This window comes from Chitinophaga eiseniae (assembly GCF_012641265.1).
GTDB classification, from domain to species: Bacteria; Bacteroidota; Bacteroidia; order Chitinophagales; family Chitinophagaceae; genus Chitinophaga; species Chitinophaga eiseniae_A.
The window spans coordinates 207,353-227,831 of sequence record NZ_JABAHZ010000005.1 but is presented as its reverse complement, the minus strand read 5'-3'; the positions used below and the strand labels follow the sequence as shown (position 1 = coordinate 227,831).

The following is a 20,479-nucleotide window of genomic DNA, read 5'->3' as shown; positions in this document are numbered from 1 at the left end:
GTGTGATCAGCGTAGTTAATGAGAATCGCGGGTTACCTCGCTGCCGGAGCTGCCTTTGAGGAAGTCGAGGTCGGCGCCGAGATGGGCTTGTTCCACATGCTGCTGGTATAGTTGTACGTATCCGCGGGTCGACTGTGTGTATACCGGTTGCCACGCAGCTTTTCGCTTAGCGATTTCCGCATCGGAGAGTGCTGCATGCAGGCGGCGCTCATGCACATCCAGGGTAATGATGTCGCCGTCGCGGAGAATGGCCAGCGTGCCGCCGGCAGCGGCTTCTGGCGATACGTGCAGCACTACGGTGCCGAAGCCGGTACCGCTCATCCGTCCGTCGGAAATACGCACCATATCGGTGATACCTTTTGCCAGCAGCTTCGCCGGCAGTCCCAGGTTACCTACTTCCGGCATGCCGGGATATCCTATGGGGCCTGCGTTTTTAAGCACCAGTATACTGTTTTCATCTACTTCCAGCGCCGGGTCATCGATACGTTTTTTATAGTCGTCAATATCTTCAAATACTACGGCTTTGCCGGTATGCTGCATGAGATGGGGGCTGGCGGCAGAAGGTTTGATCACAGCGCCGTTTTCACAGATATTGCCTTTCAGCACCACGATACCTGATACCGGGTTAAAGGGGGTATCCATGCCAGTGATCACGTCGGGGTTATAGCTGACAGCATGCGCGTAGTTGGCGCCGATGGATTTGCCATTGGCCGTGATACAGTCCTTGTGTAAATGACCGAGCAAAGCATTGATCACTGCCGGTAGTCCTCCGGCATAATAAAGATCTTCCATAAAATGACTGCCCGAAGGCTGCAGGTTGGCGATCAGGGGGATATTCGCCGAAAAAGTGTCCATATCTTCCAGGTTCAGTGGAACGCCTATGCGGCCGGCGATGGCCAGCAGGTGTATCACGAAGTTGGTAGACCCGCCAATGGCGGCATTTACCCGGATGGCGTTTTCAAAGGCTTCCCTGGTGAGGATATCAGACAACCGCCTGTTTTCCTTTACCATTTTCACGATCTCCGTACCGGACAATTGCGCCAGTACTTTCCTGGCGGCATCAGGTGCTGGAATGGCGGCGTTTTGCGGCAGCGATAGTCCCAGAGATTCTACCATGCAAGCCATGGTGGAAGCGGTGCCCATTACCGCGCAATGCCCGTCGCTCCGGCACATCCCTGCTTCGGCCAGGGCCAGCTCTTCCTGTGTCATGCGCCCTGCTCTTACTTCTTCGCTGAACCGCCATATATCGCTGGTGCCAATGGCACGGCCTTTATGCCTACCGGTGAGCATAGCGCCTCCCGATACTACAATGGTGGGGATATTCACGCTACAGGCGCCCATGACCAGCGCCGGCGTGGTTTTGTCGCACCCGCATAATAATACCACCCCATCCAGTGGATTGGCGCGGATCGATTCTTCCACATCCATACTCACCAGGTTGCGGTATAACATAGCGGTGGGCTTTATGAGGGTTTCCCCCAACGACATCACCGGGAATTCCAACGGGTAACCGCCGGCCTCCAGTATGCCCCTTTTTACCGCTTCGGCCAATTCCCGGAAATGAGAGTTGCAGGGCGTAAGTTCTGACCAGGTATTACAAATGCCGATAATAGGCTTGCCTTCCAGCTCATAGGCAGGAATGCCCTGCTTCTTCAGCCAGGCGCGGTAAATAAAACCATCTTTGCCTCCACGGGCAAACCAGTGACTACTTCTAAGTGAATGTTCCTGCTGCATAACGGGAATGGATATAGTGTACTTTGTTACAGATGTTGAAATTTACGGATTTTGGAAGTGGTATGCAACCCTAAAATTATCAGGTGAAATAATCTCCTTTCCCTACATGATAAATAGGCTATTATTTAACAGATGTTTATCACACACGGTAATATAAGCTCAAAATAAATTATGGAATTTCGCCGTTGTTGCGTCTGTCATTAACAACCTGTAAATCCTACAATGAAAAAAATTCTAATCACTGTCCTGTACATTGTTGTGAGTTTGTGCTGTGCTGCCCAACAGGCTACCATCAACGGAAATGTGTCGGATACACTAAATGGCGTCAAATTATCCAACACGGTAGTAGCATTGCTACACGCTAAAGACTCCATATTATATAAATTTGTCAGAGCCGATGATAAAGGTCACTTCGACATTAAAAATATTCCTGCCGGTAACTATGTCCTGCTGGTCACTTACCCCACCTACGCCGATTATGTGGAATCATTGACGCTAACGGATACTTCTCATATTCATCTCAACAAGATTATCCTGATACAGAAATCCCGCCTCCTGAAAGAAGTAGTGATACAACAAAAAGTAGCCGCCATCAAAATGAAGGGAGATACTACAGAGTTCAATGCGGAAAGTTTCAAAACTGCGGCCAATGCCTCTGTGGAAGACCTGTTGAAGAAATTACCGGGTATCCAGGTCAATAGTAAAGGCCAGATTACCGCCCAGGGGGAAACGGTAAAGAAAGTACTGGTAGATGGGGAAGAATTTTTTGGAGATGATCCGACGCTGGTGACCAAAAATCTCCGCGCCGATATGGTGGATAAAGTACAGCTATACGATAAAAAGAGCGACCAGGCCACCTTTACGGGAGTAGACGATGGCGAAAAATCAAAAACCATTAATATCCAGTTGAAGGAAGACAAGAAAAGGGGCTACTTCGGAAAACTGGCTGTAGGCGCCGGCGATCATGGCTTTCATAACACAGAAGGGCTATTTAATTTATTCCGGGGAAAGAAGAAAATTGCGGCCTACGGCATTATGTCTAATACGGGAAAGATTGGCCTCAACTGGGAGGACCGGGAAAAGTTTGGTGCCAGTTCCATTTCCGTAGACGACCAGGGTAACATGGAGTTTTTTGGCGCCGGCGGTGATGACCTCGATAACTGGAGTGGCCGGTATGAAGATAACGGGTATCCGCTGGTGCAGACCGGTGGACTGCACTACGGTGATAAGTGGGACCAGGACCGGAAGAACCTGAATATGAACTATAAATTCATGAAGCTGTATGTAGATGCTGATAAAACCGTATCTACCCAGAATATATTGAAAGATACCATCTATTCCAGTAACTCAGCGGAGCAATCGAAAAACAGTATCATGAGAAACCGGATCAATGGTCTTTATGAATTGCAGGTAGATTCTACTTCATCCATTAAATTATTGGTAGATGGAGGGCTCGATCATAAAATTACCAGCATGCGCAATACTTCTGAGATGCAGAAGAATGATATGCTGATTAACAACGGGTATCGTATTACCAACAACACGTCTGATGCCGGCAAACTCAATACGAATTTGCTTTGGCGTAAAAAATTAAAGAAGAAAGGACGTACTGTTTCCCTGAATATTGCTGAAAATTACAGCCGTACCAATGGGGAAGGTACCCTGGATGCGTTGACCGAGTTTTATCAGAAAGGACAGGTAGATTCTACCCAGCGTATTGATCAGCTGAAGACCGTTAATAACGAGCAGCTCAACATTAATACGAATATTACCTATACAGAGCCGCTTTCAAAAAAATCGTCGCTCGTTTTTAATTATGGCATTAATGTAAGCAATAGTCATTCGAACCGTAACTCGTTTAATAAAAACAATGGCGGTAAATATAGCCTGCTGGATTCGCTATACAGCAATGACTACGCCTTTAATATACTCACGCATCGGGGTGGTATCAGCTACGCGTATACGTTAAATAATAAATTGAGGATGAACCTGGGCGGTAACGTTGGATTCACCAATTTTAATCAAAAGGACATGTTCCGGGACCACGTGCAGGAGCGGAGTTTTGTGAATTGGTATCCCAACGCATCGGTGCGGTATAGCTTTACCCAGCAGCGCCGTCTTAACTTTTTCTACCAGGGGTATACGCAGCAACCGGATATCAACCAGTTACAACCCATCCGCACCAACGATGACCCTTTGAATATCGTCATCGGAAATCCCAATCTGCAGCCATCTTTCAATAATAGCTTCCGCTTGGGTTATTCAGATTTCAAGGTAATGAGTGGCCGGAGTATCTGGGCTTCTGCCAGTTATAATTTTGTTTCGGATGCTATCAGCAGCCGGAGCGATCTGGATACTTCCGGCAAAAGAACGTCGCAGGCAGTGAACGTGAATGGTAACCGGAGCATCCGGTACGACCTGGACATGGGCTGGAAGATAAGCCCATGGGACCTAAGGATTGGTGGCAGTATAGGAGGCGATTTTTCCCGGAATGTGAACTATGTCAACTCGCTGTTGAATATTACCAACTCCAGCCGTACTTCTATCAGCTTTAACATGCAAAAAGAAGTAGAGAAGAAGTACCAGTTTTATTTTACTGCCAGCGCTAACTATAACGTAGGTGTATCTTCTGTGCAGAGCACTTTCCGTACCGATTACTGGTCGTATTATATAGAGCCCAATGCAGATGTATACCTGCCCTGGAAGCTGCAGCTGCATGGAGATATGAGTTATGCGATCCGCCAGCGCACGGCCGTGTTTACCGGTAATAACAATGCGGTGATCGTGAATGCATTTCTTGCCAAGAAATTTGGAAAGAAAGAGCTGATGCAGGTGAATTTTTCTATGAATGATATATTCAATCAGAATATAGGGTTCGACAGGTCTGTGCAAACCAATACCATTACGCAAACGCGCTACAGTACTATTGGCCGGTATGCGTTATTGTCTTTTATCTGGAATTTTAATAAACTGGGTCCGGGCGCCCCGAAACAATAAGTGACCATGAATAACATCCGATTAAAATTACGTTTAACCGTTTTAGTGATATTATGCGCTTTGTCATTGCAGGCGCAAGTATCGCCTTTCCTGTTGCAGGGGCGCATTGAATTTGAAAAGCGGGTAAACCTGCATGCCCAGATGGATGAGGCTTTAAAGGGGGAACAGGATCATTCCTGGTATGAATCCATTAAAAAGAGTGCATCCCAGTTCCAGGTCACTTATTTTGACTACTCCTTTGCGGGTAATACCAGTTTATATAAACCGGGGAGAGAAAATACTGAAAATAAGAACCCATTTATGGGGGAGGCGCCTGCGAGCGCGAATGTGGTGTATTCGAAGCTGGACAGTATGCAGTCGGTATCGCAAAAGAAAGTGTTTGAGCAGCTATTCCTGGTAAAAGACAGTATCCGGCCTGTCCATTGGAAGATTACCGACGAAACGCGCAAAATTGCCGGTTTTGATTGTCGCCGGGCCAACGCCATCATCATGGACTCTGTATACGTGGTGGCATTTTATACCGATGCCATTGTAACGCCGGGAGGCCCGGAATCTTTTGCCGGTTTACCGGGAATGATATTGGGAGTAGCTTTACCTCATGAGCATACTTCCTGGTTTGCTACCAAGGTATTGGTAGATGATATAAAGGAAGGCACCCTGTTGCCCCCCGCTAAGGGAAAGGTGGTGAACAATAAAGCCCTGCGGGAAAGCCTTAACAGAACTATCGGGAAGTGGGGCGGATTTGGTCCGCTCTATCTACGGTCAATTTCTTTATAATTGCAGTACAAACCACTGGTATTATGGAGGCATTACAACATTTCCGGCAGCTTTATCAGCCCGTTCAGCCCGCAGCAGAACGGGAAAAGGGGCCTGTGTTGTATCGCGAATTATTGCCACATACCGGATTGTTGGCATATGTATACTGTTACTGGGAACTCAAATCCACAGAGCGTTTAACGGCGCCTTACCATTACCGGGTGATAGCAGATGGATGCATAGATATTTATTTTGAACCCCATCAGCCAACAGAAAGTTACCTGATGGGGTTTAGCAATTCCTATACAGCGTTTCCGCTGTATGGAGATTTCCATTTTGTGGGCATCCGTTTCTTGCCGGGTATGTTGCCTTTGTTGTACCGGTTAAATGCCGCAGAACTGACCGACCAGTCGGCGCCGCTGGATGCTATTTGCCGTCCACTGGCTACTTTTTTGGCAGCGCGTTTTCATCCCGGTTTAACTTTGGGAGAGATGAAAGCTTTGCTGGATGTGTATTTGCTTGGATTGGCGGGTAAGGGTATCGTTACCGCCGATAGCCGCTTATATGAGGCTATTGCGATGATCCTTGACACAAGAGGAATGATTGGTATCGAAAAGGAGTTAGCAGTAGGTATCAGTCCGCGGCAGTTGCGTCGTTTATTTCAATTTTACGTTGGCGATACGCCTAAAGCTTTCAGCGAAGTAATCCGGTTCCAGAAAACATTGCAGCGCATGACGCATGGTCGGAAACAGCATGCTTACCTGGACGCCGGTTATTATGATCAGGCTCATTTTATCAAATCGTTTAAGCAATTATACGGTCTCACTCCTTCGAAAGTCCTGCTTTAATTTGTCCGATTTTTACAATGTTTGTCTTCCCGGGTAGCCTAATTTTGCCGTCATCTAGCTAAAGAGATATGAGGCAAGGCTTGTTATGGGTATTATTATGCTGCTTTGCAGGGCCCATTTATTCACAGACAAAACCAGGAAAAATGAAATTGAATGCAGGTATTATTACTTCCAAAATAGCGGAGAGTAAGCGGTTTTACACAGAGATATTAGGCTTTGGGGTGACTTTTGAAAACGATTTTTATCTGTTGTTGCATACCCCGGACAAGCAATCGGAGATCAGTTTTTTATTGCCGGAACACGCGTCTCAACAACCCTTATTCCGGCCGGCTTTTGAGGGTAAAGGTGTGTATTTGACAATAGAAGTGGAAAAGGTAGATGAGGTGTATGAGCGTATCAAAGCGAAGGGGGCGGTGATTAAAATCCCCATCCGTAATGAGCCCTGGGGCGACCGGCATTTCGCTATTGCAGATCCTAACGGCGTAGGCATCGATATTGTAACTTATTCACAGCCATAGTTCGTTAACATTTCTTTAAGATAATGAAATCTTAAAATCGGTTGGCCTTGGGCTAAAAGGGACTCATTTTTGTTTTGGTGATGGTAACTAAAAAATTTTAACCATGGCAAAACAAAGCAAGGATGCAGTAAAGCATGAGATCCAGGAATTAGCGATTGGCAACTACAAGAGTTATCCTGCCGATTATGAGACAGGTCCGGTAGCGGTTTCGCAGAATATTCAATCGCTGGCCCGGGGCTACTGGGACAGCAGGGAGTATAAAGAAGTAGAACGGGACGAGCGTTTAGGAATAGGATTGGAAGACTACCAGCACTGGACCAGTGAAGCCTATGATATTTTTATGCGTGCCAATGGACAAACGATGAATTAATATTCTTTCGTATTGTTGCGATAGGCCCGGTACTACGGTACCGGGCCTATTTTTTTCAATAGTGCAACTATTTAAAGCATAAAATTGTTTTATTGATTACGGTGGATTCACTGCCATTTATGTAGTGGGCACTACACCTGCTTAATGATCTGTTTTTACGCGAGCGTCACCGCCCTTTTGAGCTGGTGTTCTATACCCTCTAATGCATGGGACCAGTGGCTGAACCTGCCATTAATCCTAAAACTTCGACACATGAAAAATTTTATTTGTTTGTTGCTGCTGCTGGCAGCGGGCGTTGGGCTGTCTGCTCAAACTACTACCGCCGTTACTACTACAGCAGCCGTGGTAAAGGAAGACGACCTGGTAACACAGATCTTTGGTAAGAACAAGGAATCACTGTTCAGCGAATTCCTCAAAATTTCTCCGGTAGAAGAGCGGGCTTTCCAGGAGGCGTTCCTGGAATATGAAACAGAAAAGAGTCCCTGGTTATCGGAGCGTATTGCGTTGTTAAAAATGTACAATGAAGAATTTGCTTCCCTGGACGAAAAGAAATTGAATTCATTGACCAAGCAGTTGATTAACAACGACCTGGAATTTGGTCGTTTGCAGATGCGCTATTTCCGTCGTATGAACAAACTGCTGGGAGCTACCCGTGCCGCGGCCTTCTTCCAGTTGGACAACTACCTGGAGCAATCATCGAGGGTATACCTGCAGCACAAGCTGCCTTTTATCAAGGAGCTGGAGTCCGACCGGCAGGAGTATACACATGAGGCCAAGCCGTTTACCAGGAGATAAATCAGACTTTTTCTTCCACGAAGTCCTCACTACGCGGAATGGCATTAAATTTCTCGAGCAAATCTGACGTAAGTCCTGTCAGCTTACGTTTGCGGGTATCTATCCAGGCGCCGTCGACCAGCACCGTAGCGGATTTGGTACCATCGCCCCTGAAAATTTCGTGTTTGATAGACCAGCGCGAAGCGTCAGATTTGCATCGGGTCATTTCGCAGGTAACCTTCACGGTATCGTTGGGATTTATTTCCCGGTGATACAGTAATTCTTCCCGGAAAAGGATAGGTCCTATTCCAAGGCTTAAGAACTGACGGGCATCCAGTCCTGCCCACTCCAACAGCCTAAGCCGGGCTTGCGCCGCAAAATCGGCATAGGCCGAATGCCGCAGATGCATATTTGCATCAATCTGTGACCATAGTACGGGTCCTTCAAAAAATACATTCATCTTTAAATTTACGGAAAAAAAAGGATAGGAGGGGATAGCTATCTATAACGGCTATACGTTGGCAGCAGCCACCGGTGTATACCTGCCAGGGTGGGCTATTTTAACGATTTTTTTTAGTAAAATAAATTTTTTTTGGATCAATACGTTTTATACTTTCGCGGCATGGAGAGTTGGCAGAGCGGTCGATTGCGGCAGTCTTGAAAACTGTTGACTGTAACAGGTCCCGGGGTTCGAATCCCTGACTCTCCGCAAAAATTAAAGACGCCTTTGGTTATAGACCAGAGGCTTTTTTGCTTTTGGGGTTGTTGCAAACCTATATGGTTACTGCTCAGGGACTTCCTGGTACCAGGAGACCATATTCACAGATATATTCCCATCTCCCAGATTCAGTATAAATAATACCATTATATTTGATTATAAACAACCCTCATTCAGGGCAACGTATTCATTATTTAACAGACCCGTACCCAGGTTTTAATACGAGATCCAAAATGAATAAAGCAATCATAAAAAAGTTCCTGGTTTATTTCTTACTTAGGGATATTCCCCTCCTGCTTGTTGTATTTGGATTAATGGGGGAAGTGCCGTTGATAGACTATATTGTAAATCTGTTTAAATCAACCTTGCTGGCTGCTGGCATATTTTATATCCTGCCACTGACTATTTTGAATGGGTTGCTTTTTGCCTGGCCTTATGTTTGCTTTTTGAAGCGCTTTAAAGGGGATGGGATGCACCTGATTAATGCAGGATACTGGGTTGGCTTACTTTTGTTGGAAACTATTTTACTAAAGGTAAGCATCTATGAGGATATGTCACTGCTGGAAATGTCAGGTGTTTTTATTTATCTGGTAGCTTTTACCTGGTTTTTTTTCAGAAAAGAACTGCAAACATGTTTTTTGGGTCCATATAAATGTCGCCACTTTTAGCTCATTCAAATGCTCAATTAATTCAACATCATTTCGCAACCAATCTAATCTATATGAAAAGCTGGTTTTTACTATCCGTTTTCTTAGTTGCTTTTGTTGCCTGCCAACAGCAAACAAATGAAAAACCCTTCATTGCTATTGAAGGACTCGACCCGACTATTCAGCCGGGCGATAATTTTTATAATTATGTAAATTTAAAATGGTATGATACCGCACAAATACCACCCAGTCAGTCGGGTGTAGGTGCATACCGATTTATGAATTATCAGCAACGTCTCAAGTTACAGGGTATCCTTGATAGCGTGTCAAAAAGTAATAATCCCGCCGGCAGCCTTGAACAAAAGATCGGTGATTTCTATGCTTCCGGAATGGATACCAATATGATCAATCAGCGTGGATTTGAGCCACTCAAAACCGGGTTGGAGCGCATCAATGCCATCACTAGTACGGCTGATATGCTTACACTCCTGGCAGAAGAAACCAAATTGTCAAACGTTTCCCTTATTGATTTTCAAGTTTCGCCTGATCAGGAAAACAGTAGCATGAATATGGGGCATATTTATCAAAGTGGTATCGGCATGCCTGACAGAGATTATTACTTCAAGACCGACACGGCCACCGTCGCTATACAGCAGGCATATAAAAAATACCTCGCAGATCTTTTTACGCTCACAGGAAGCGATACTGCGTTAGCGCAAAAAAATGCAGTACTTGTTTACAATATCCAAAAGCAGCTGGCAGCATCACATAAAACCAATGTTGAGCTACGGGATGTAAAAGCCAATTTCCATAAAGTGGGGCTGGCCGCTTTGAATAAGCAACAACCCAATATAGGCTGGACAACTTTCTTCCAACACCTGGGTGCTACCATAGATTCACTGGATATAGCCCAACCGGGTTATTATGATAAATTGAACACGCTCCTCAAATCGATCCCACTCGAGGATTGGAAAGTATACCTGAGAGGAAATTATATTAGTACCTATGCAGACTACCTCAGCAAGCCTTTTGTGAATTCATCCTTTGAATATAGTAAAGTCCTCACGGGACAGACCATGCAAAAAACACGCGGTGAAACCATGTCTGGCATGGTAGATACTTATCTTGGTCAGGCATTGGGACAATTATATACGAAACTATATTTCCCGGAGTCGGCCAAAACGCGGATGCTGGAGCTGGTGAATAACCTGCAGAAGGCGTTCTCCAATAGGGTGGACAAGCTGGATTGGATGAGTGACAGCACTAAGCAAAAAGCCAAGGTGAAATTATTTGCTATCACCAAAAAGATTGGATACCCGGATAAGTGGCGCGAATACAGTAAGGTAAATATTGTGAGGAATAAATATTTTGAGAATGTGGTATCGGCGGCGGCGAACAACTTCCAATACAACTTTGCCAAATTGGGGAAGCCAGTTGACAAGACCGAGTGGTTCACTACGCCTTCCACAGTTACAGCTTATAACAATCCTTCCGCCAATGAGATTGTGTTCCCCGCCGGAATTCTGCAGCCTCCCTACTTTGACAACAACGCTGATGACGCGCTTAACTATGGCGGCATTGGCATGGTGATCGGACATGAAATGACGCATACGTTTGACGATCAGGGGGCCCAGTTTGATAAAGATGGTAACGTAAAAAATTGGTGGACACCTGAGGACTATAAAAAGTTTAAGGCCAAAACACAGCAGGTCATTGACCTGTACAGTACGTTCACCGTATTAGATAGCATTCATATAAAGGGCGCGCTTACAGTAGGAGAAAACACAGCGGATATCAGCGGAATCGCCGTAGCATATGATGCTTTTAAAATGACCAAACAAGGACAGGATACAACCAAAATCGGAGGCTTTACGCCTGATCAGCGATTCTTCTTTTCAGTGGCCAGGATCTGGCGGGTGAAAATGAAAGACGCATACCTGCGCTACTGGGTTAACAACGATCCCCATTCTCCACCAATATGGCGTGTAAATGGACCACTAATGAACATCCCCGCTTTTTACTCAGCGTTTAATGTACGACCCGGAGAGCGGATGTTCCTGGATGAGGATAAGCGGATCAAGATATGGTAAGGTGCGAAGAAATGACTGTTTATCAATGACGACCATATTGCTATATCTCTGAAAAAGGTTAAAAGCGGTATCAGGGGGGCGATTGTTGTCCCCCGACACCCCGCCCTATCATACAATAGCCTGCTAAAACATTGGTTTTTAGCAGGCTATTTTTTAAAAACTAATCTGAAATTCTCCCCCGGAAAGTAAATTTCGGCCGTCAAACATGCCATTTACAATGTATTTACAAAGGTTACATTTTAATTTACAATGCAAGTTCCCCAGGCTGAAATGTATCACAGTATTTTTGTGACACAAACTTTAAAAGGATATGAAAAATAAAAAAAATGCCTTAAACGAATCTGATTTATCAGCAGATAGATCTATGTTAATTAAACCTATAAAAAATATGAAAAAAGTTATTTATGCGTTGATCTTACCGCTGGTTGTGGTAAGCGGACTAGTATTTGCTAATCTCCAGATTAAAAATGAACCTTCTAAAAGGCCAGCCCCAAAACCCCTCTCTGCTGCTGAAAGGGAAGCCGAAAGGAAAAAATGGGAGGCTACCCCTGAAGGTATAAAGTTCAAAGAGTGGGAAGCGTCTCCCGCAGGTAAAAAAGTGCTTGACGGTATTGCTAAAATAAGTAAGCATATAAGTGATTTTACTAATATGGAGGCTGTTATAACCTCTCTTTCTCTTCCGCCAGGATCAAGATTAGGTTTCGGAGTGATGGCCAGGATTAATGGTGTCGATTACATTGTAAAATTTGAGCCGGAAAAGCCGCAACTTGAGCAATTGCATAGCCTGAAAGTTGACGACAAGATAATTATAAGAAGCCATAACGTATCATACGCACCCAAGTATGCATACCCAATAGTATCGGGCGAATATGTAGAACGAGATGGTAAGTTAATTTTTAAACGTGTTCCTCGCAAAGGCGGTTGCTGAGCAAATAAATTATGAAATACGTATTGTATGCCTTATGCCGAAAATACTTACAGGTAGCGTAAATCCTCGTATCGTTATGATGGAAACACCATCACTGACTTTAAAGGTAAAAAGGGTCAGAAATAACGTGTATAGCCGATAATTTGAGGGTCGATTGTGCCCCTTTCAGCCGGCAAAATGTGATACAAAATTCAGCGATGGATTTTTGTATCACATTTTCGTTTTTAAGACGTAGGATGGGCGATTTTGGGCCTGGCCATTCGGTCCATATCCCTGGACAAACCGTTTTAACTGGTTAACCGGTATGCGGGTACGGGTATCATACAGATGTAAATGCGTATGTAAATAATGGAATAGCAATGAGCTGGTTAACTATTCTTGAAAAGTGTATCAGGATTGGTTCCGTATACTTTCTTTAATTTTTTCCCGGTGTTGTCCACCCCATGCACTCAGTTCTCCTATCAGACTTTTTAAAGACCGGCTATACCCGGTTGCTTCGTAAATAATGGTTACCGGCGTGGTCGGATATACATGACGTTTGATAAAGTCATTCAATTCCAGGTCTTTTAACTCTTTAGCGAGTATCCTGGAGGATATACCCGTCATTTCATGCTGAATCTCACTGAAGCGCTTTGAGGATTGCATTAAACAAAGGATCAAAGCCAGCTTCCATCTTCCGTTAATGACAGACAGTGCATCAAGGGCATTTTTAAGCGAACTTGTACATTCTTCCTTGTCTGGAAGAGGCTCGTTTATAGTCGTTCTCATAAACACAAATGTAATTGTATTACATAAATGTAACCGCTTTCCTTTGTGTAAGTAGCCCCTTTTGCCTACCTGGCAACTGTAATTTTGTTGTTGATAATTCGGACATCGTCCTTTCATCTTTAAACAAAAAAGAAATCGGACCACCCCGGAATTTAAAATTGATAAAATTATTAAACAGGTAAATTTTTATGAAACGTATCCTTCATTTAATGTCAAGTATACAAGAGAATGGATCGCATAGCATTCAGCTGGGTCGGGCTATCGTCGGAAGAATTCAGGAGAAGTATCCAGGCAGTATATTGGAAGAATTAAACCTGGTCGATATTGACATTCCTCATCTTAATCCTGCTGTTCTTCGTACGTTCTTTATTCCCGGAGACCAGCTCACGGAAGAAGATAAAGTATCTATACGTTTTTCTGACGAGATGGTTGCACAGTTGTTGGCCGCAGACATCATTGTGATGGGCGCTCCGCTTTACAACTTTACGATTCATTCCTCATTAAAGGCCTGGATTGATCATATCACGAGAGCAGGCATCACTTTTGGATATGGTGAAAATGGTCCTGTTGGGAAGGTAACGGGGAAAAAAGTGTACGTCGCCATGTCTTCCGGGGGCGTTTATTCAGATGGTCCGGGTAAAGCCAACGACTTTGTTGCTCCCTACCTGAATGCTTTCCTTGGCTTTTTAGGTATGAAAGATTTGACGGTAGTTCGTGCCGAAGGATTAAAAGTGCCGGGCGTAATGGAATATGCTATGGAGAAGGCAATAGACAGTATCAGCATTGATTAATTTTAATTAGTATAAGGGTGGAATCCGGGGTTCGATTGTAATCCCTGACGCTACGCAAATCGGAATTGAAGGAGCTATTTCTTATTGAAATAACTCCTTTTTTGGTTTTATATGTGGCGGATGTTATTAACTTGCCGGAACTTTTTCTGCGTCATACCATTCAACCGTCTTATGAAGTACCTCTTCGAATTTAAATAGGTCATCGATCGTCATAAGTTCTGTCTTTGTCTCTTTCTTTTGTTCGTCAAAAGTGCCGATATATTTTCGGGAGCTGTTAAAATACAATCGGCATATCGTTTTCCGGTTATTGTCGTCCAGTAGTATGGCAAAATAGGACTGTGCATCCCGGTAGGCTATCCTGGCAGGCTTTGTCTTTTGACGGAGAATGGTCTTCACAATCATGTAGCCTTCCTTTTCCTCTTCGGTGGTTTCAATCACTGCCGCTTTCTCTTCGATGGCAGTAGCTGCTGTTGTTATTTCCTTTTCGGCCTCAGCTGGCTCTACATCATTTTCCTTTTTTAGCGCTGATTTAAGCCTTTCAGTTATCAGGTCATTGATGTATTGCTGTATCGACTTCTTCGTAAGAGCGCCCAACTGCTCCACCACTTTAGAAGTTAACATCCCCCTGTATATCTGTTTGGCAAAGAATTTAACCAGACCCTCAGACGGATTTTGGAATTCAGCATTGATCAGCGTTTTGAGTTCATTCATATATTTTAGCTCGCTCGCCGTTGTTTGAATGCTCTCCAGGTTGAAATACGATTTGTGGAATTTTTTGAGTTCTTCGATCTGGTTGTCTTTTATATCTGTCACATTAAACTCAAAGAATGGTTTGTCATCCATTTTATTCTGCTCCGCAAGATCTGTATAGAACCGGTAAATAATGCCATTGGACAAGAGACCGAACTTGGCGCTGGTAGTATGGAAGTACCGGAAAAGCTGGGAATTGTGAGGATCCAGGCTTTCTCCCCAGTGTTTACATTCTATGAGTATAGAAGGCTTTCCTTCTTTCAGGATCGCATAGTCTACTTTTTCCCCCTTTTTGATCCCGATATCCGCGATGAATTCAGGCATTACTTCAAACGGGTCAAACACATCGTAGCCGAGCACCTTAATGAAGGGCATGATAAAAGCATTCTTGGTAGCTTCTTCTGTTTGAATCTGGTTTTTAAGCTTTTCGACTTTGTCGCCGAAGAGTTTGATTTCATCTTTAAAATCCATCGTAAATTTTTTTCGATATTGATGTTGTCAGGAATTTTATTGTTCAAATCCTTTTCCAAGGGCATCGAGCCGCCGTATCTGCAAGGTCATATGGTGCATTACCACCTTTTCGTAATCGTTTGACTTGTCGCCCATCTTACTGAATAGTACCAGCATCTCGATAAACAGGAAAAAGAGGATCCACAGGCACCAGAAAGCCAGGGCAACGTGAGAGGCAGATAGCATTTGGATCATGATCGTTAAATCATCCAGGAATCCCGTATGTGCTTTCATTTCCGCTTCAAGGGCGGGCCTGATGTGGAGCAGTTCGTTTTCCTTCTGCGCTTTTTGTTGCCGCATTGCGCTAATGGTAGAGTCGAGAGATGGAATCAATCCTATTTTGGGATTGGGTACCAGCATAGATGCAACGGTACGATCAGTTTGCGTCTTCCAGGTTTCCATATCCTTTCCTGAAGACGTCACTGTTTGTACAGGCACCCGCCTGGTGGTAGTTTGCACAGTGGTGACGGTGGTGGTGGGATGTTTACTGATATCCTCGACGTAATTATCCTTTTCCTGCTCCTTTTTACTGATTGTCGTATCCAGTGCGGCCATCTGCTTACGTAGTTCCTCTGTTTTCAGGGGCAGTATCTTGTTTACTTTTTCCGAGATGTAGGAAATCTTTTCAATCTCAATATCTTTCTCGAACAATATCTGGTCGATGATTACCGCGCCCAGGTTAGACATGATAAAGGCCAGGCAGCCCCTGAGGATAAGCAGCCACCGACTGGGATGGATGGATAGCACAATCTGCTTTTCTACCTGTACAATGATCAGGGTGGAAAGCATGCCTGCCAGCAGGCAACCTGGCAGGCTAAGTGACAGGTACCGGTGTGCAAAAGCAAAACCAATAAAGAACCACAGGATGCAAACAATCAGTATGGCTGCCGTATATTTCTTCACGGATTTAAAAGCAGCTTCGCTGCAGTTTCGCAAAATATTGTAGTTGTATCCGGTCATGAAGCAGCCGAAGCGAATCCATAGATGTTTCATAACGTCCGATTTTAAAAGTTTTTGTTCAGGATAATGTGACTGGAAATGGCGGCAAGACCATTCCTGAATCCCCGGCTATAGCTGATAATGATACCATGCCCGACGCCCTCGTTGAGCTTTGCCTGGGCTTCAATTTCTTTGACCTGGCCGATGTGGCTTTCGGCAATTTCCTTCTTGATGGTAAGCTCTTCCACCGTATCGATCATGCCACTTCTGCTCCTGCTCGAAATGTGGAAATTGATTTGCCGGATAAAGTCTTCGTAAAACGTTTTTACTTTTCGGATGGATCTTTCCAGGTCATTCTTCAAGGCAATCACATTTTGCTCCAGGTGCGTTGTATCCGGATTGATCAATGCGTCGTTATACCCTTTAGATTCATAATTCTTGTCGAGGAAATCGTATAAGAGATGTATGCCGCCGTTAAACGGCGCAACGGTTTTTTCTTCGGCAGGCTCTTTTTCCGGTGGTGCTTTCTCGATGAAAGTTGTTTCCGGGATATCCGGTATAGCAGTTTCAATGGCCATGGTGTGGGTGTGCCCATTCTGGCGTTGCCGGTTGAAAATATCAAATAAGCTCATATCTGTGTTATTAAATAGTGATGGTGGGTACTTTGTATTTATTATGCCCTTTATTGTGACAGGATTCACAAAGCGTGATGAGCAGGTGACCGGGGTACTCCCAGGGAAGGCGGAATTGTTGCTCGCTTGCTATAAAATGGTATTGCCGGTGGTGTACCTGCAAGTCTTTGTCGCTACGGCAGTGCACACAACGATGCATATCGCGTTGTAATATTTCCTTTCGTTTCGCCTTCCAGTTAGGGTGAAATAAAAGTGCGCCATAGCTGCCATGAGATTTTCCGTTGAGGAAGCCCTGGTCCGGAGGTCTTGCCGGGGGAGCTGTTGCAGGAATATCTTCCTGGATATACCTGGTATACGATTGATCTCCTTTAAACTGCAGATATCTATACGGTGCGTTGCCTGGAGTGGTCATAATAACAACAATTGGAGTGTATTTAAATATAGTTCCGGTCGCGGCCAGGTCATTGTTCCCACTTGCAAAGCGTCCGGGAGGCCATTGCTTTCTCGAGGGGAATACTGATGATTTGATGCTTACAGTTGCTTAGTCCACGGCAATTCGCATTATAATGATACCTGGTGGCATATTTGCTATCGCAGATATACACGTTTACTGGTTTGCAGTGAACACAGCTTATAAGCAGCCAGGCGTATAAGCGTTTCATGGATTGATGGATTCGGAGACAAGGGGTTACAAAAGAACTGGCGGTGTTGTTTAACTCGTATGGCAGGGTCTACAACAGGTAAAACAGCCATTCGCCTTTGGATATAGTTTCTTTGCTTTACGGACGGCTTCCTGGCAGGTGTCAAATTCGCCGATCTCTGTCCGGTTAAACATCATGGAAAAATACTCACAGGTGCTAACGTGCACTTCATAGTCGCCGTTATACTGGACGTTGTTGTTTACGTAATATTTTCGTTTCATGGTGTTGGTTATTTTATGAAACAAAAATAGATGTCGTCCACCTCCTTTTTTTATGGGAAACCGTAATCGTATATTTTTTTGGAGATGCTTATATAGCGCCTAAATCTTTGCAGTGGGCCACCAGTTGCTCATTCTTGGTAAAACCGAGGGCATCTTTCATCTGGTTGAGTTTTTTTTCTACGCTGCTTAGGCCGGAAGGTTTTATACCATTACGTTGCAGGTGCGCAGGTATGTCTTTCTGCAGCATTCCCTGCGCCAGCAGTGTGATGATGGTGATATCAAATTCTGAAAAAGAGTAGGCGTTCTTTTTATCGATCAGCTGCCTGATATGGCGGGGAAAATAGCGCCGGTGGAGGGCTATTTCGTTAATGGCCTCTTTCAGCGCCCGGGCGTCGTTCCGGGCTTTGGGTACAAAACCGTCTATGTCATACTTATTGTAAAGCTGGTCAATAATAGCTGGCCTGTTTTCTGCCGTGAAGACCAGGATATTCAGGTCAGGCTGTACTTCCCTGGCGGCCGTAATCAGCTCCATGCCGTCAGACAGTACCTGTTTATGACCATCCGGAAGGAAAGACAAATCTGTAATAAGGAGATCGAACGAGCTGTTGGCTCTAACCGCCTGTGCTATCATATTCAACGCGTCATCGCAATAATAGGCATATGCGGTATTCATGATGGCCAGTTCTTCCAGTATTTTCTGTACGGAAATATTGACGCTTTGGTGATCTTCAGCAATAAGTACTTTTGTAATCATGTGGGTTGAGCTATTGGAAAGGAAATGTGAATTTTTAATCCTTTAGCAGGATGTTCAAATGTATATTTCCCGCCAATTCTTTTAATACGGTTTCCCGTATTCTGGAGTCCGTTCCCGTACTTAACTTGCGGGGAAATACCGATGCCATCATCGGTATAGAGAATTTGAACCTGGTCATTCTGAGATCCAAATTTTATCATCACGGAATTAGCCTGGCTATGTTTTTTCATATTAATCATCAATTCCTGTAGAATATGTTCAACCTCATGCTGTATCTGCGCATTGGTCCGGCTCCAGAGCAGCGGGCCGTTGCCGACGATCAGGACCTTGATATGTTCGGAGCCGAAGGACTCCAGCAAATCATCAATCTTGGCATGAAAAGGAATCTTTGAGGTGGTGGGTTTCTCGTACGAGATATCGCGGGAGCGTTCATACAGTACTTCAATCTTATCTATCAATTCCTCTTTGTCTACAGGCGCTTTATACTCCAGGTCTGTCATGATGCGGTACAGGCCATTGGCCACCACGTCGTGCACTTTCTGCGAGGTTTTAAGCTGATGTTCCTGTATCGCCTGCCGGGAGGCAAATTCTATCTGTTGCCGGCGCCTGCGGTATCGAAGGATTAGCACAATCCCGGCGATGATGAAGAACAGGATAGTTAGTGCCAATATGAATCGCTGTACCACGAGCTGGGTTTTCTTTTGGGCATTGTCCTTTTGCAGCTGAAGGTTATCGGCCTTATTTTTTGCGGCTTCATACCGGATTAAGGCAAATTGGTTCTTGGCTGCGTTCTTTGCCGTTTGGATGCTATCTGTCAGGTATTGATAACGGGCAAAATAAGATTTCAACAAATTGGTGGGGCTAAGTGTAATAAGTTTTGACAATGCCTCGACTTCGTCGTCCGGACTTTTCATTTCCCTGGCCATTTCATACCTTTTCCCGGCATAATAGAGTGCTGAATCGGGTAAGGAGATGGTATAATAGTCCGACAGATGGGCGTAGCTGGCATTGAGCCCCCTGATATCGTTGGAATCTTTACGGATTTGTAATGCGCGTTGCAGCTCTGTCCCGGCTGGATAAGCGGAATCTTTCAGCCATTTGGTCCTGGCATAGTTGGAAAGTACGCGGGCATATTCTTTTTGCTTGTCCTTACTCCTCAGCAGCAGGGATTTGTATAAATCAATCGCCTGGTCATAGTCGCCTTTTTTCTGGTAAGTAAGGGCTATACTGTTGAGGGCAACAGCTTCGAAGTCCGGGTCTTTTATGTATTTAAGCGCTTTCCGGTAGTAGTCGATCGCGGCATCATAATTTTTAAGATTAAGACAAACATTGCCTAGTTCGTGGTAGTCGGAGCTTAGGCATCCCTGGTCTTCTTTTTTGTATTCATCAAGATAATTAAGGGATTTCAGCAGGCTTTCCTGTCCTCCGTAATGGTCGCCCTCATATGCCTGGATGATGCCCATATAAGTATAGGCCATGGCAATATCCAGGCTGTCGGTAGCTCCTGTTGCCACCAGGTTAAAATAATAGAAGGCAGAGTCGTTATTCTTGTTGAAAAAGGTTTCTCCTTTTTTCAACGTAGGTGTAGGAATCGGTTGCGGGGCCTCCCGATTGGAGGTACAGGCTAAAAAACAGCCAAGGAATAAGGTCAGGATGATGTTTGAGGGGCGCACCAGGGATTATTTCTCTTAAAAGTATTGAATTTCTGCATTTTGGGAAATTATTATTAACCGCTACTAAAAAAAGTGAGGCAAGACATTGCTTGCCTCACGGAGATAATATATCAGGGTTTTCTTGGAGGAATGGTCCCTGTTTCGCCACCGGTATCATCAAGAACAGTGACCTGTGGATCATTATTATGGTTGCCGTTGTTGGAATGGTTTGGGCTCAAGAGTGCCAGTAAGAAACTTAATATAATGTGAAACATTGTTTTAGTTTTTTAAGTGTTTAGGAAATAGGCTGCCGGTTGCCGGGCAGCCGGCAGCGGAGTTTTGAGTCAGTGAAGAAGCGCTTCTTGCTTTTTGGGAAGGAGT

General features: G+C 44.7%; 20 protein-coding genes and 1 tRNA gene. 11 read left to right on the top strand and 10 right to left on the bottom strand.

From position 1 onward, the window contains the following. Nucleotides 1–15: 15 nt before the first annotated feature. Entirely contained in the window at nt 16–1,734 is a 1,719-nt protein-coding gene (locus tag HGH91_RS21140) for an IlvD/Edd family dehydratase (RefSeq protein ID WP_168740795.1), read from the bottom strand. 222 nt (nt 1,735–1,956) lie between these two features. Here HGH91_RS21140 and HGH91_RS21135 point away from each other — a divergent pair, with 222 nt between their 5' ends. The 6 genes from HGH91_RS21135 to HGH91_RS21110 all read left to right on the top strand — a co-directional run bounded on the left by HGH91_RS21135 (nt 1,957) and on the right by HGH91_RS21110 (nt 8,018). After that, nucleotides 1,957–4,731 (top strand): outer membrane beta-barrel family protein, encoded by a 2,775-nt coding sequence (locus HGH91_RS21135; protein ID WP_168740794.1) that lies wholly within the window; start codon nt 1,957–1,959, stop codon nt 4,729–4,731. A gap of 6 nt (nt 4,732–4,737) precedes the next feature. Beyond that, nucleotides 4,738–5,508, top strand: a complete 771-nt coding sequence (locus HGH91_RS21130; RefSeq protein ID WP_168740793.1) for a GLPGLI family protein — start codon at nt 4,738–4,740, stop codon at nt 5,506–5,508. 23 nt (nt 5,509–5,531) lie between these two features. Continuing rightward, nucleotides 5,532–6,335: a helix-turn-helix domain-containing protein gene (locus HGH91_RS21125; RefSeq protein WP_168740792.1), complete on the top strand. Its 804-nt coding sequence runs from the start codon at nt 5,532–5,534 to the stop codon at nt 6,333–6,335. A 143-nt stretch (nt 6,336–6,478) separates the two neighbouring features. Continuing rightward, nucleotides 6,479–6,853 (top strand): VOC family protein, encoded by a 375-nt coding sequence (locus HGH91_RS21120; protein WP_168740791.1) that lies wholly within the window; start codon nt 6,479–6,481, stop codon nt 6,851–6,853. 103 nt (nt 6,854–6,956) lie between these two features. Further along, on the top strand, nt 6,957–7,223 hold the full coding sequence (locus HGH91_RS21115; protein WP_168740790.1) for a hypothetical protein: 267 nt from the start codon (nt 6,957–6,959) through the stop codon (nt 7,221–7,223). A 252-nt stretch (nt 7,224–7,475) separates the two neighbouring features. Further along, nucleotides 7,476–8,018 carry a hypothetical protein gene (locus HGH91_RS21110; protein ID WP_168740789.1) on the top strand — a complete coding sequence of 181 codons (543 nt, stop codon included), beginning with the start codon at nt 7,476–7,478 and terminating at the stop codon, nt 8,016–8,018. Between the two features lies 1 nt (nt 8,019). Here HGH91_RS21110 and HGH91_RS21105 read toward each other — a convergent pair whose 3' ends face one another. Then, on the bottom strand, nt 8,020–8,457 hold the full coding sequence (locus tag HGH91_RS21105; RefSeq protein ID WP_168740788.1) for an acyl-CoA thioesterase: 438 nt from the start codon (nt 8,455–8,457) through the stop codon (nt 8,020–8,022). Between the two features lie 164 nt (nt 8,458–8,621). On the opposite strand from HGH91_RS21105, the gene HGH91_RS21100 reads away from it, so the two are divergent. From HGH91_RS21100 to HGH91_RS21085, 4 genes are all read left to right on the top strand, one after another. Continuing rightward, nucleotides 8,622–8,706: transfer RNA gene (locus HGH91_RS21100), tRNA-Ser, on the top strand. Nucleotides 8,707–8,948: 242 nt separating this feature from the next. Beyond that, nucleotides 8,949–9,383 (top strand): hypothetical protein, encoded by a 435-nt coding sequence (locus tag HGH91_RS21095; RefSeq protein ID WP_168740787.1) that lies wholly within the window; start codon nt 8,949–8,951, stop codon nt 9,381–9,383. Between the two features lie 53 nt (nt 9,384–9,436). Then, nucleotides 9,437–11,452, top strand: coding sequence for a M13 family metallopeptidase (locus HGH91_RS21090; protein WP_168740786.1), 2,016 nt, complete (start codon nt 9,437–9,439; stop codon nt 11,450–11,452). Between the two features lie 310 nt (nt 11,453–11,762). Continuing rightward, entirely contained in the window at nt 11,763–12,380 is a 618-nt protein-coding gene (locus HGH91_RS21085) for a hypothetical protein (protein ID WP_247651800.1), read from the top strand. Between the two features lie 390 nt (nt 12,381–12,770). Here the strand turns inward: HGH91_RS21085 and HGH91_RS21080 are convergent, their stop codons facing one another. After that, the gene (locus HGH91_RS21080; RefSeq protein ID WP_168740785.1) at nt 12,771–13,148 is read right to left on the bottom strand and encodes a winged helix-turn-helix transcriptional regulator; all 378 of its coding nucleotides are present in this window, start codon (nt 13,146–13,148) and stop codon (nt 12,771–12,773) included. A gap of 188 nt (nt 13,149–13,336) precedes the next feature. On the opposite strand from HGH91_RS21080, the gene HGH91_RS21075 reads away from it, so the two are divergent. Beyond that, nucleotides 13,337–13,939 (top strand): FMN-dependent NADH-azoreductase, encoded by a 603-nt coding sequence (locus tag HGH91_RS21075; RefSeq protein ID WP_168740784.1) that lies wholly within the window; start codon nt 13,337–13,339, stop codon nt 13,937–13,939. Between the two features lie 126 nt (nt 13,940–14,065). Here HGH91_RS21075 and HGH91_RS21070 read toward each other — a convergent pair whose 3' ends face one another. The 7 genes from HGH91_RS21070 to HGH91_RS21040 form a co-directional block, all read right to left on the bottom strand. Beyond that, nucleotides 14,066–15,160 (bottom strand): type I restriction endonuclease, encoded by a 1,095-nt coding sequence (locus HGH91_RS21070; protein ID WP_168740783.1) that lies wholly within the window; start codon nt 15,158–15,160, stop codon nt 14,066–14,068. A gap of 36 nt (nt 15,161–15,196) precedes the next feature. Continuing rightward, nucleotides 15,197–16,192: a DUF4407 domain-containing protein gene (locus HGH91_RS21065; RefSeq protein WP_168740782.1), complete on the bottom strand. Its 996-nt coding sequence runs from the start codon at nt 16,190–16,192 to the stop codon at nt 15,197–15,199. 11 nt (nt 16,193–16,203) lie between these two features. Next, nucleotides 16,204–16,770, bottom strand: coding sequence for a hypothetical protein (locus tag HGH91_RS21060; RefSeq protein WP_168740781.1), 567 nt, complete (start codon nt 16,768–16,770; stop codon nt 16,204–16,206). Between the two features lie 10 nt (nt 16,771–16,780). Continuing rightward, a complete protein-coding gene (locus tag HGH91_RS21055; protein ID WP_211092381.1) occupies nt 16,781–17,182 on the bottom strand; it encodes an HNH endonuclease in 402 nt (133 codons plus the stop codon). A 300-nt stretch (nt 17,183–17,482) separates the two neighbouring features. Then, nucleotides 17,483–17,692: a hypothetical protein gene (locus HGH91_RS21050; protein ID WP_211092380.1), complete on the bottom strand. Its 210-nt coding sequence runs from the start codon at nt 17,690–17,692 to the stop codon at nt 17,483–17,485. An 88-nt stretch (nt 17,693–17,780) separates the two neighbouring features. Beyond that, on the bottom strand, nt 17,781–18,446 hold the full coding sequence (locus HGH91_RS21045; RefSeq protein ID WP_168740780.1) for a response regulator: 666 nt from the start codon (nt 18,444–18,446) through the stop codon (nt 17,781–17,783). Continuing rightward, on the bottom strand, nt 18,443–20,023 hold the full coding sequence (locus tag HGH91_RS21040) for a tetratricopeptide repeat protein (protein WP_168740779.1): 1,581 nt from the start codon (nt 20,021–20,023) through the stop codon (nt 18,443–18,445). The genes HGH91_RS21045 and HGH91_RS21040 overlap by 4 nt, the downstream gene beginning before the upstream one ends. Nucleotides 20,024–20,479 lie beyond the last annotated feature (456 nt).

What these genes read in the sequence shown, in the direction of transcription:
- HGH91_RS21140 (WP_168740795.1), bottom strand. Translation starts at nt 1,734, where the DNA reads ATGCAGCAGGAACATTCACTTAGAAGTAGTCACTGGTTTGCCCGTGGA.
- HGH91_RS21135 (WP_168740794.1), top strand. Translation starts at nt 1,957, where the DNA reads ATGAAAAAAATTCTAATCACTGTCCTGTACATTGTTGTGAGTTTGTGC.
- HGH91_RS21130 (WP_168740793.1), top strand. Translation starts at nt 4,738, where the DNA reads ATGAATAACATCCGATTAAAATTACGTTTAACCGTTTTAGTGATATTA.
- HGH91_RS21125 (WP_168740792.1), top strand. Translation starts at nt 5,532, where the DNA reads ATGGAGGCATTACAACATTTCCGGCAGCTTTATCAGCCCGTTCAGCCC.
- HGH91_RS21120 (WP_168740791.1), top strand. Translation starts at nt 6,479, where the DNA reads ATGAAATTGAATGCAGGTATTATTACTTCCAAAATAGCGGAGAGTAAG.
- HGH91_RS21115 (WP_168740790.1), top strand. Translation starts at nt 6,957, where the DNA reads ATGGCAAAACAAAGCAAGGATGCAGTAAAGCATGAGATCCAGGAATTA.
- HGH91_RS21110 (WP_168740789.1), top strand. Translation starts at nt 7,476, where the DNA reads ATGAAAAATTTTATTTGTTTGTTGCTGCTGCTGGCAGCGGGCGTTGGG.
- HGH91_RS21105 (WP_168740788.1), bottom strand. Translation starts at nt 8,457, where the DNA reads ATGAATGTATTTTTTGAAGGACCCGTACTATGGTCACAGATTGATGCA.
- HGH91_RS21095 (WP_168740787.1), top strand. Translation starts at nt 8,949, where the DNA reads ATGAATAAAGCAATCATAAAAAAGTTCCTGGTTTATTTCTTACTTAGG.
- HGH91_RS21090 (WP_168740786.1), top strand. Translation starts at nt 9,437, where the DNA reads ATGAAAAGCTGGTTTTTACTATCCGTTTTCTTAGTTGCTTTTGTTGCC.
- HGH91_RS21085 (WP_247651800.1), top strand. Translation starts at nt 11,763, where the DNA reads ATGAAAAATAAAAAAAATGCCTTAAACGAATCTGATTTATCAGCAGAT.
- HGH91_RS21080 (WP_168740785.1), bottom strand. Translation starts at nt 13,148, where the DNA reads ATGAGAACGACTATAAACGAGCCTCTTCCAGACAAGGAAGAATGTACA.
- HGH91_RS21075 (WP_168740784.1), top strand. Translation starts at nt 13,337, where the DNA reads ATGAAACGTATCCTTCATTTAATGTCAAGTATACAAGAGAATGGATCG.
- HGH91_RS21070 (WP_168740783.1), bottom strand. Translation starts at nt 15,160, where the DNA reads ATGGATTTTAAAGATGAAATCAAACTCTTCGGCGACAAAGTCGAAAAG.
- HGH91_RS21065 (WP_168740782.1), bottom strand. Translation starts at nt 16,192, where the DNA reads ATGAAACATCTATGGATTCGCTTCGGCTGCTTCATGACCGGATACAAC.
- HGH91_RS21060 (WP_168740781.1), bottom strand. Translation starts at nt 16,770, where the DNA reads ATGAGCTTATTTGATATTTTCAACCGGCAACGCCAGAATGGGCACACC.
- HGH91_RS21055 (WP_211092381.1), bottom strand. Translation starts at nt 17,182, where the DNA reads ATGACCACTCCAGGCAACGCACCGTATAGATATCTGCAGTTTAAAGGA.
- HGH91_RS21050 (WP_211092380.1), bottom strand. Translation starts at nt 17,692, where the DNA reads ATGAAACGAAAATATTACGTAAACAACAACGTCCAGTATAACGGCGAC.
- HGH91_RS21045 (WP_168740780.1), bottom strand. Translation starts at nt 18,446, where the DNA reads ATGATTACAAAAGTACTTATTGCTGAAGATCACCAAAGCGTCAATATT.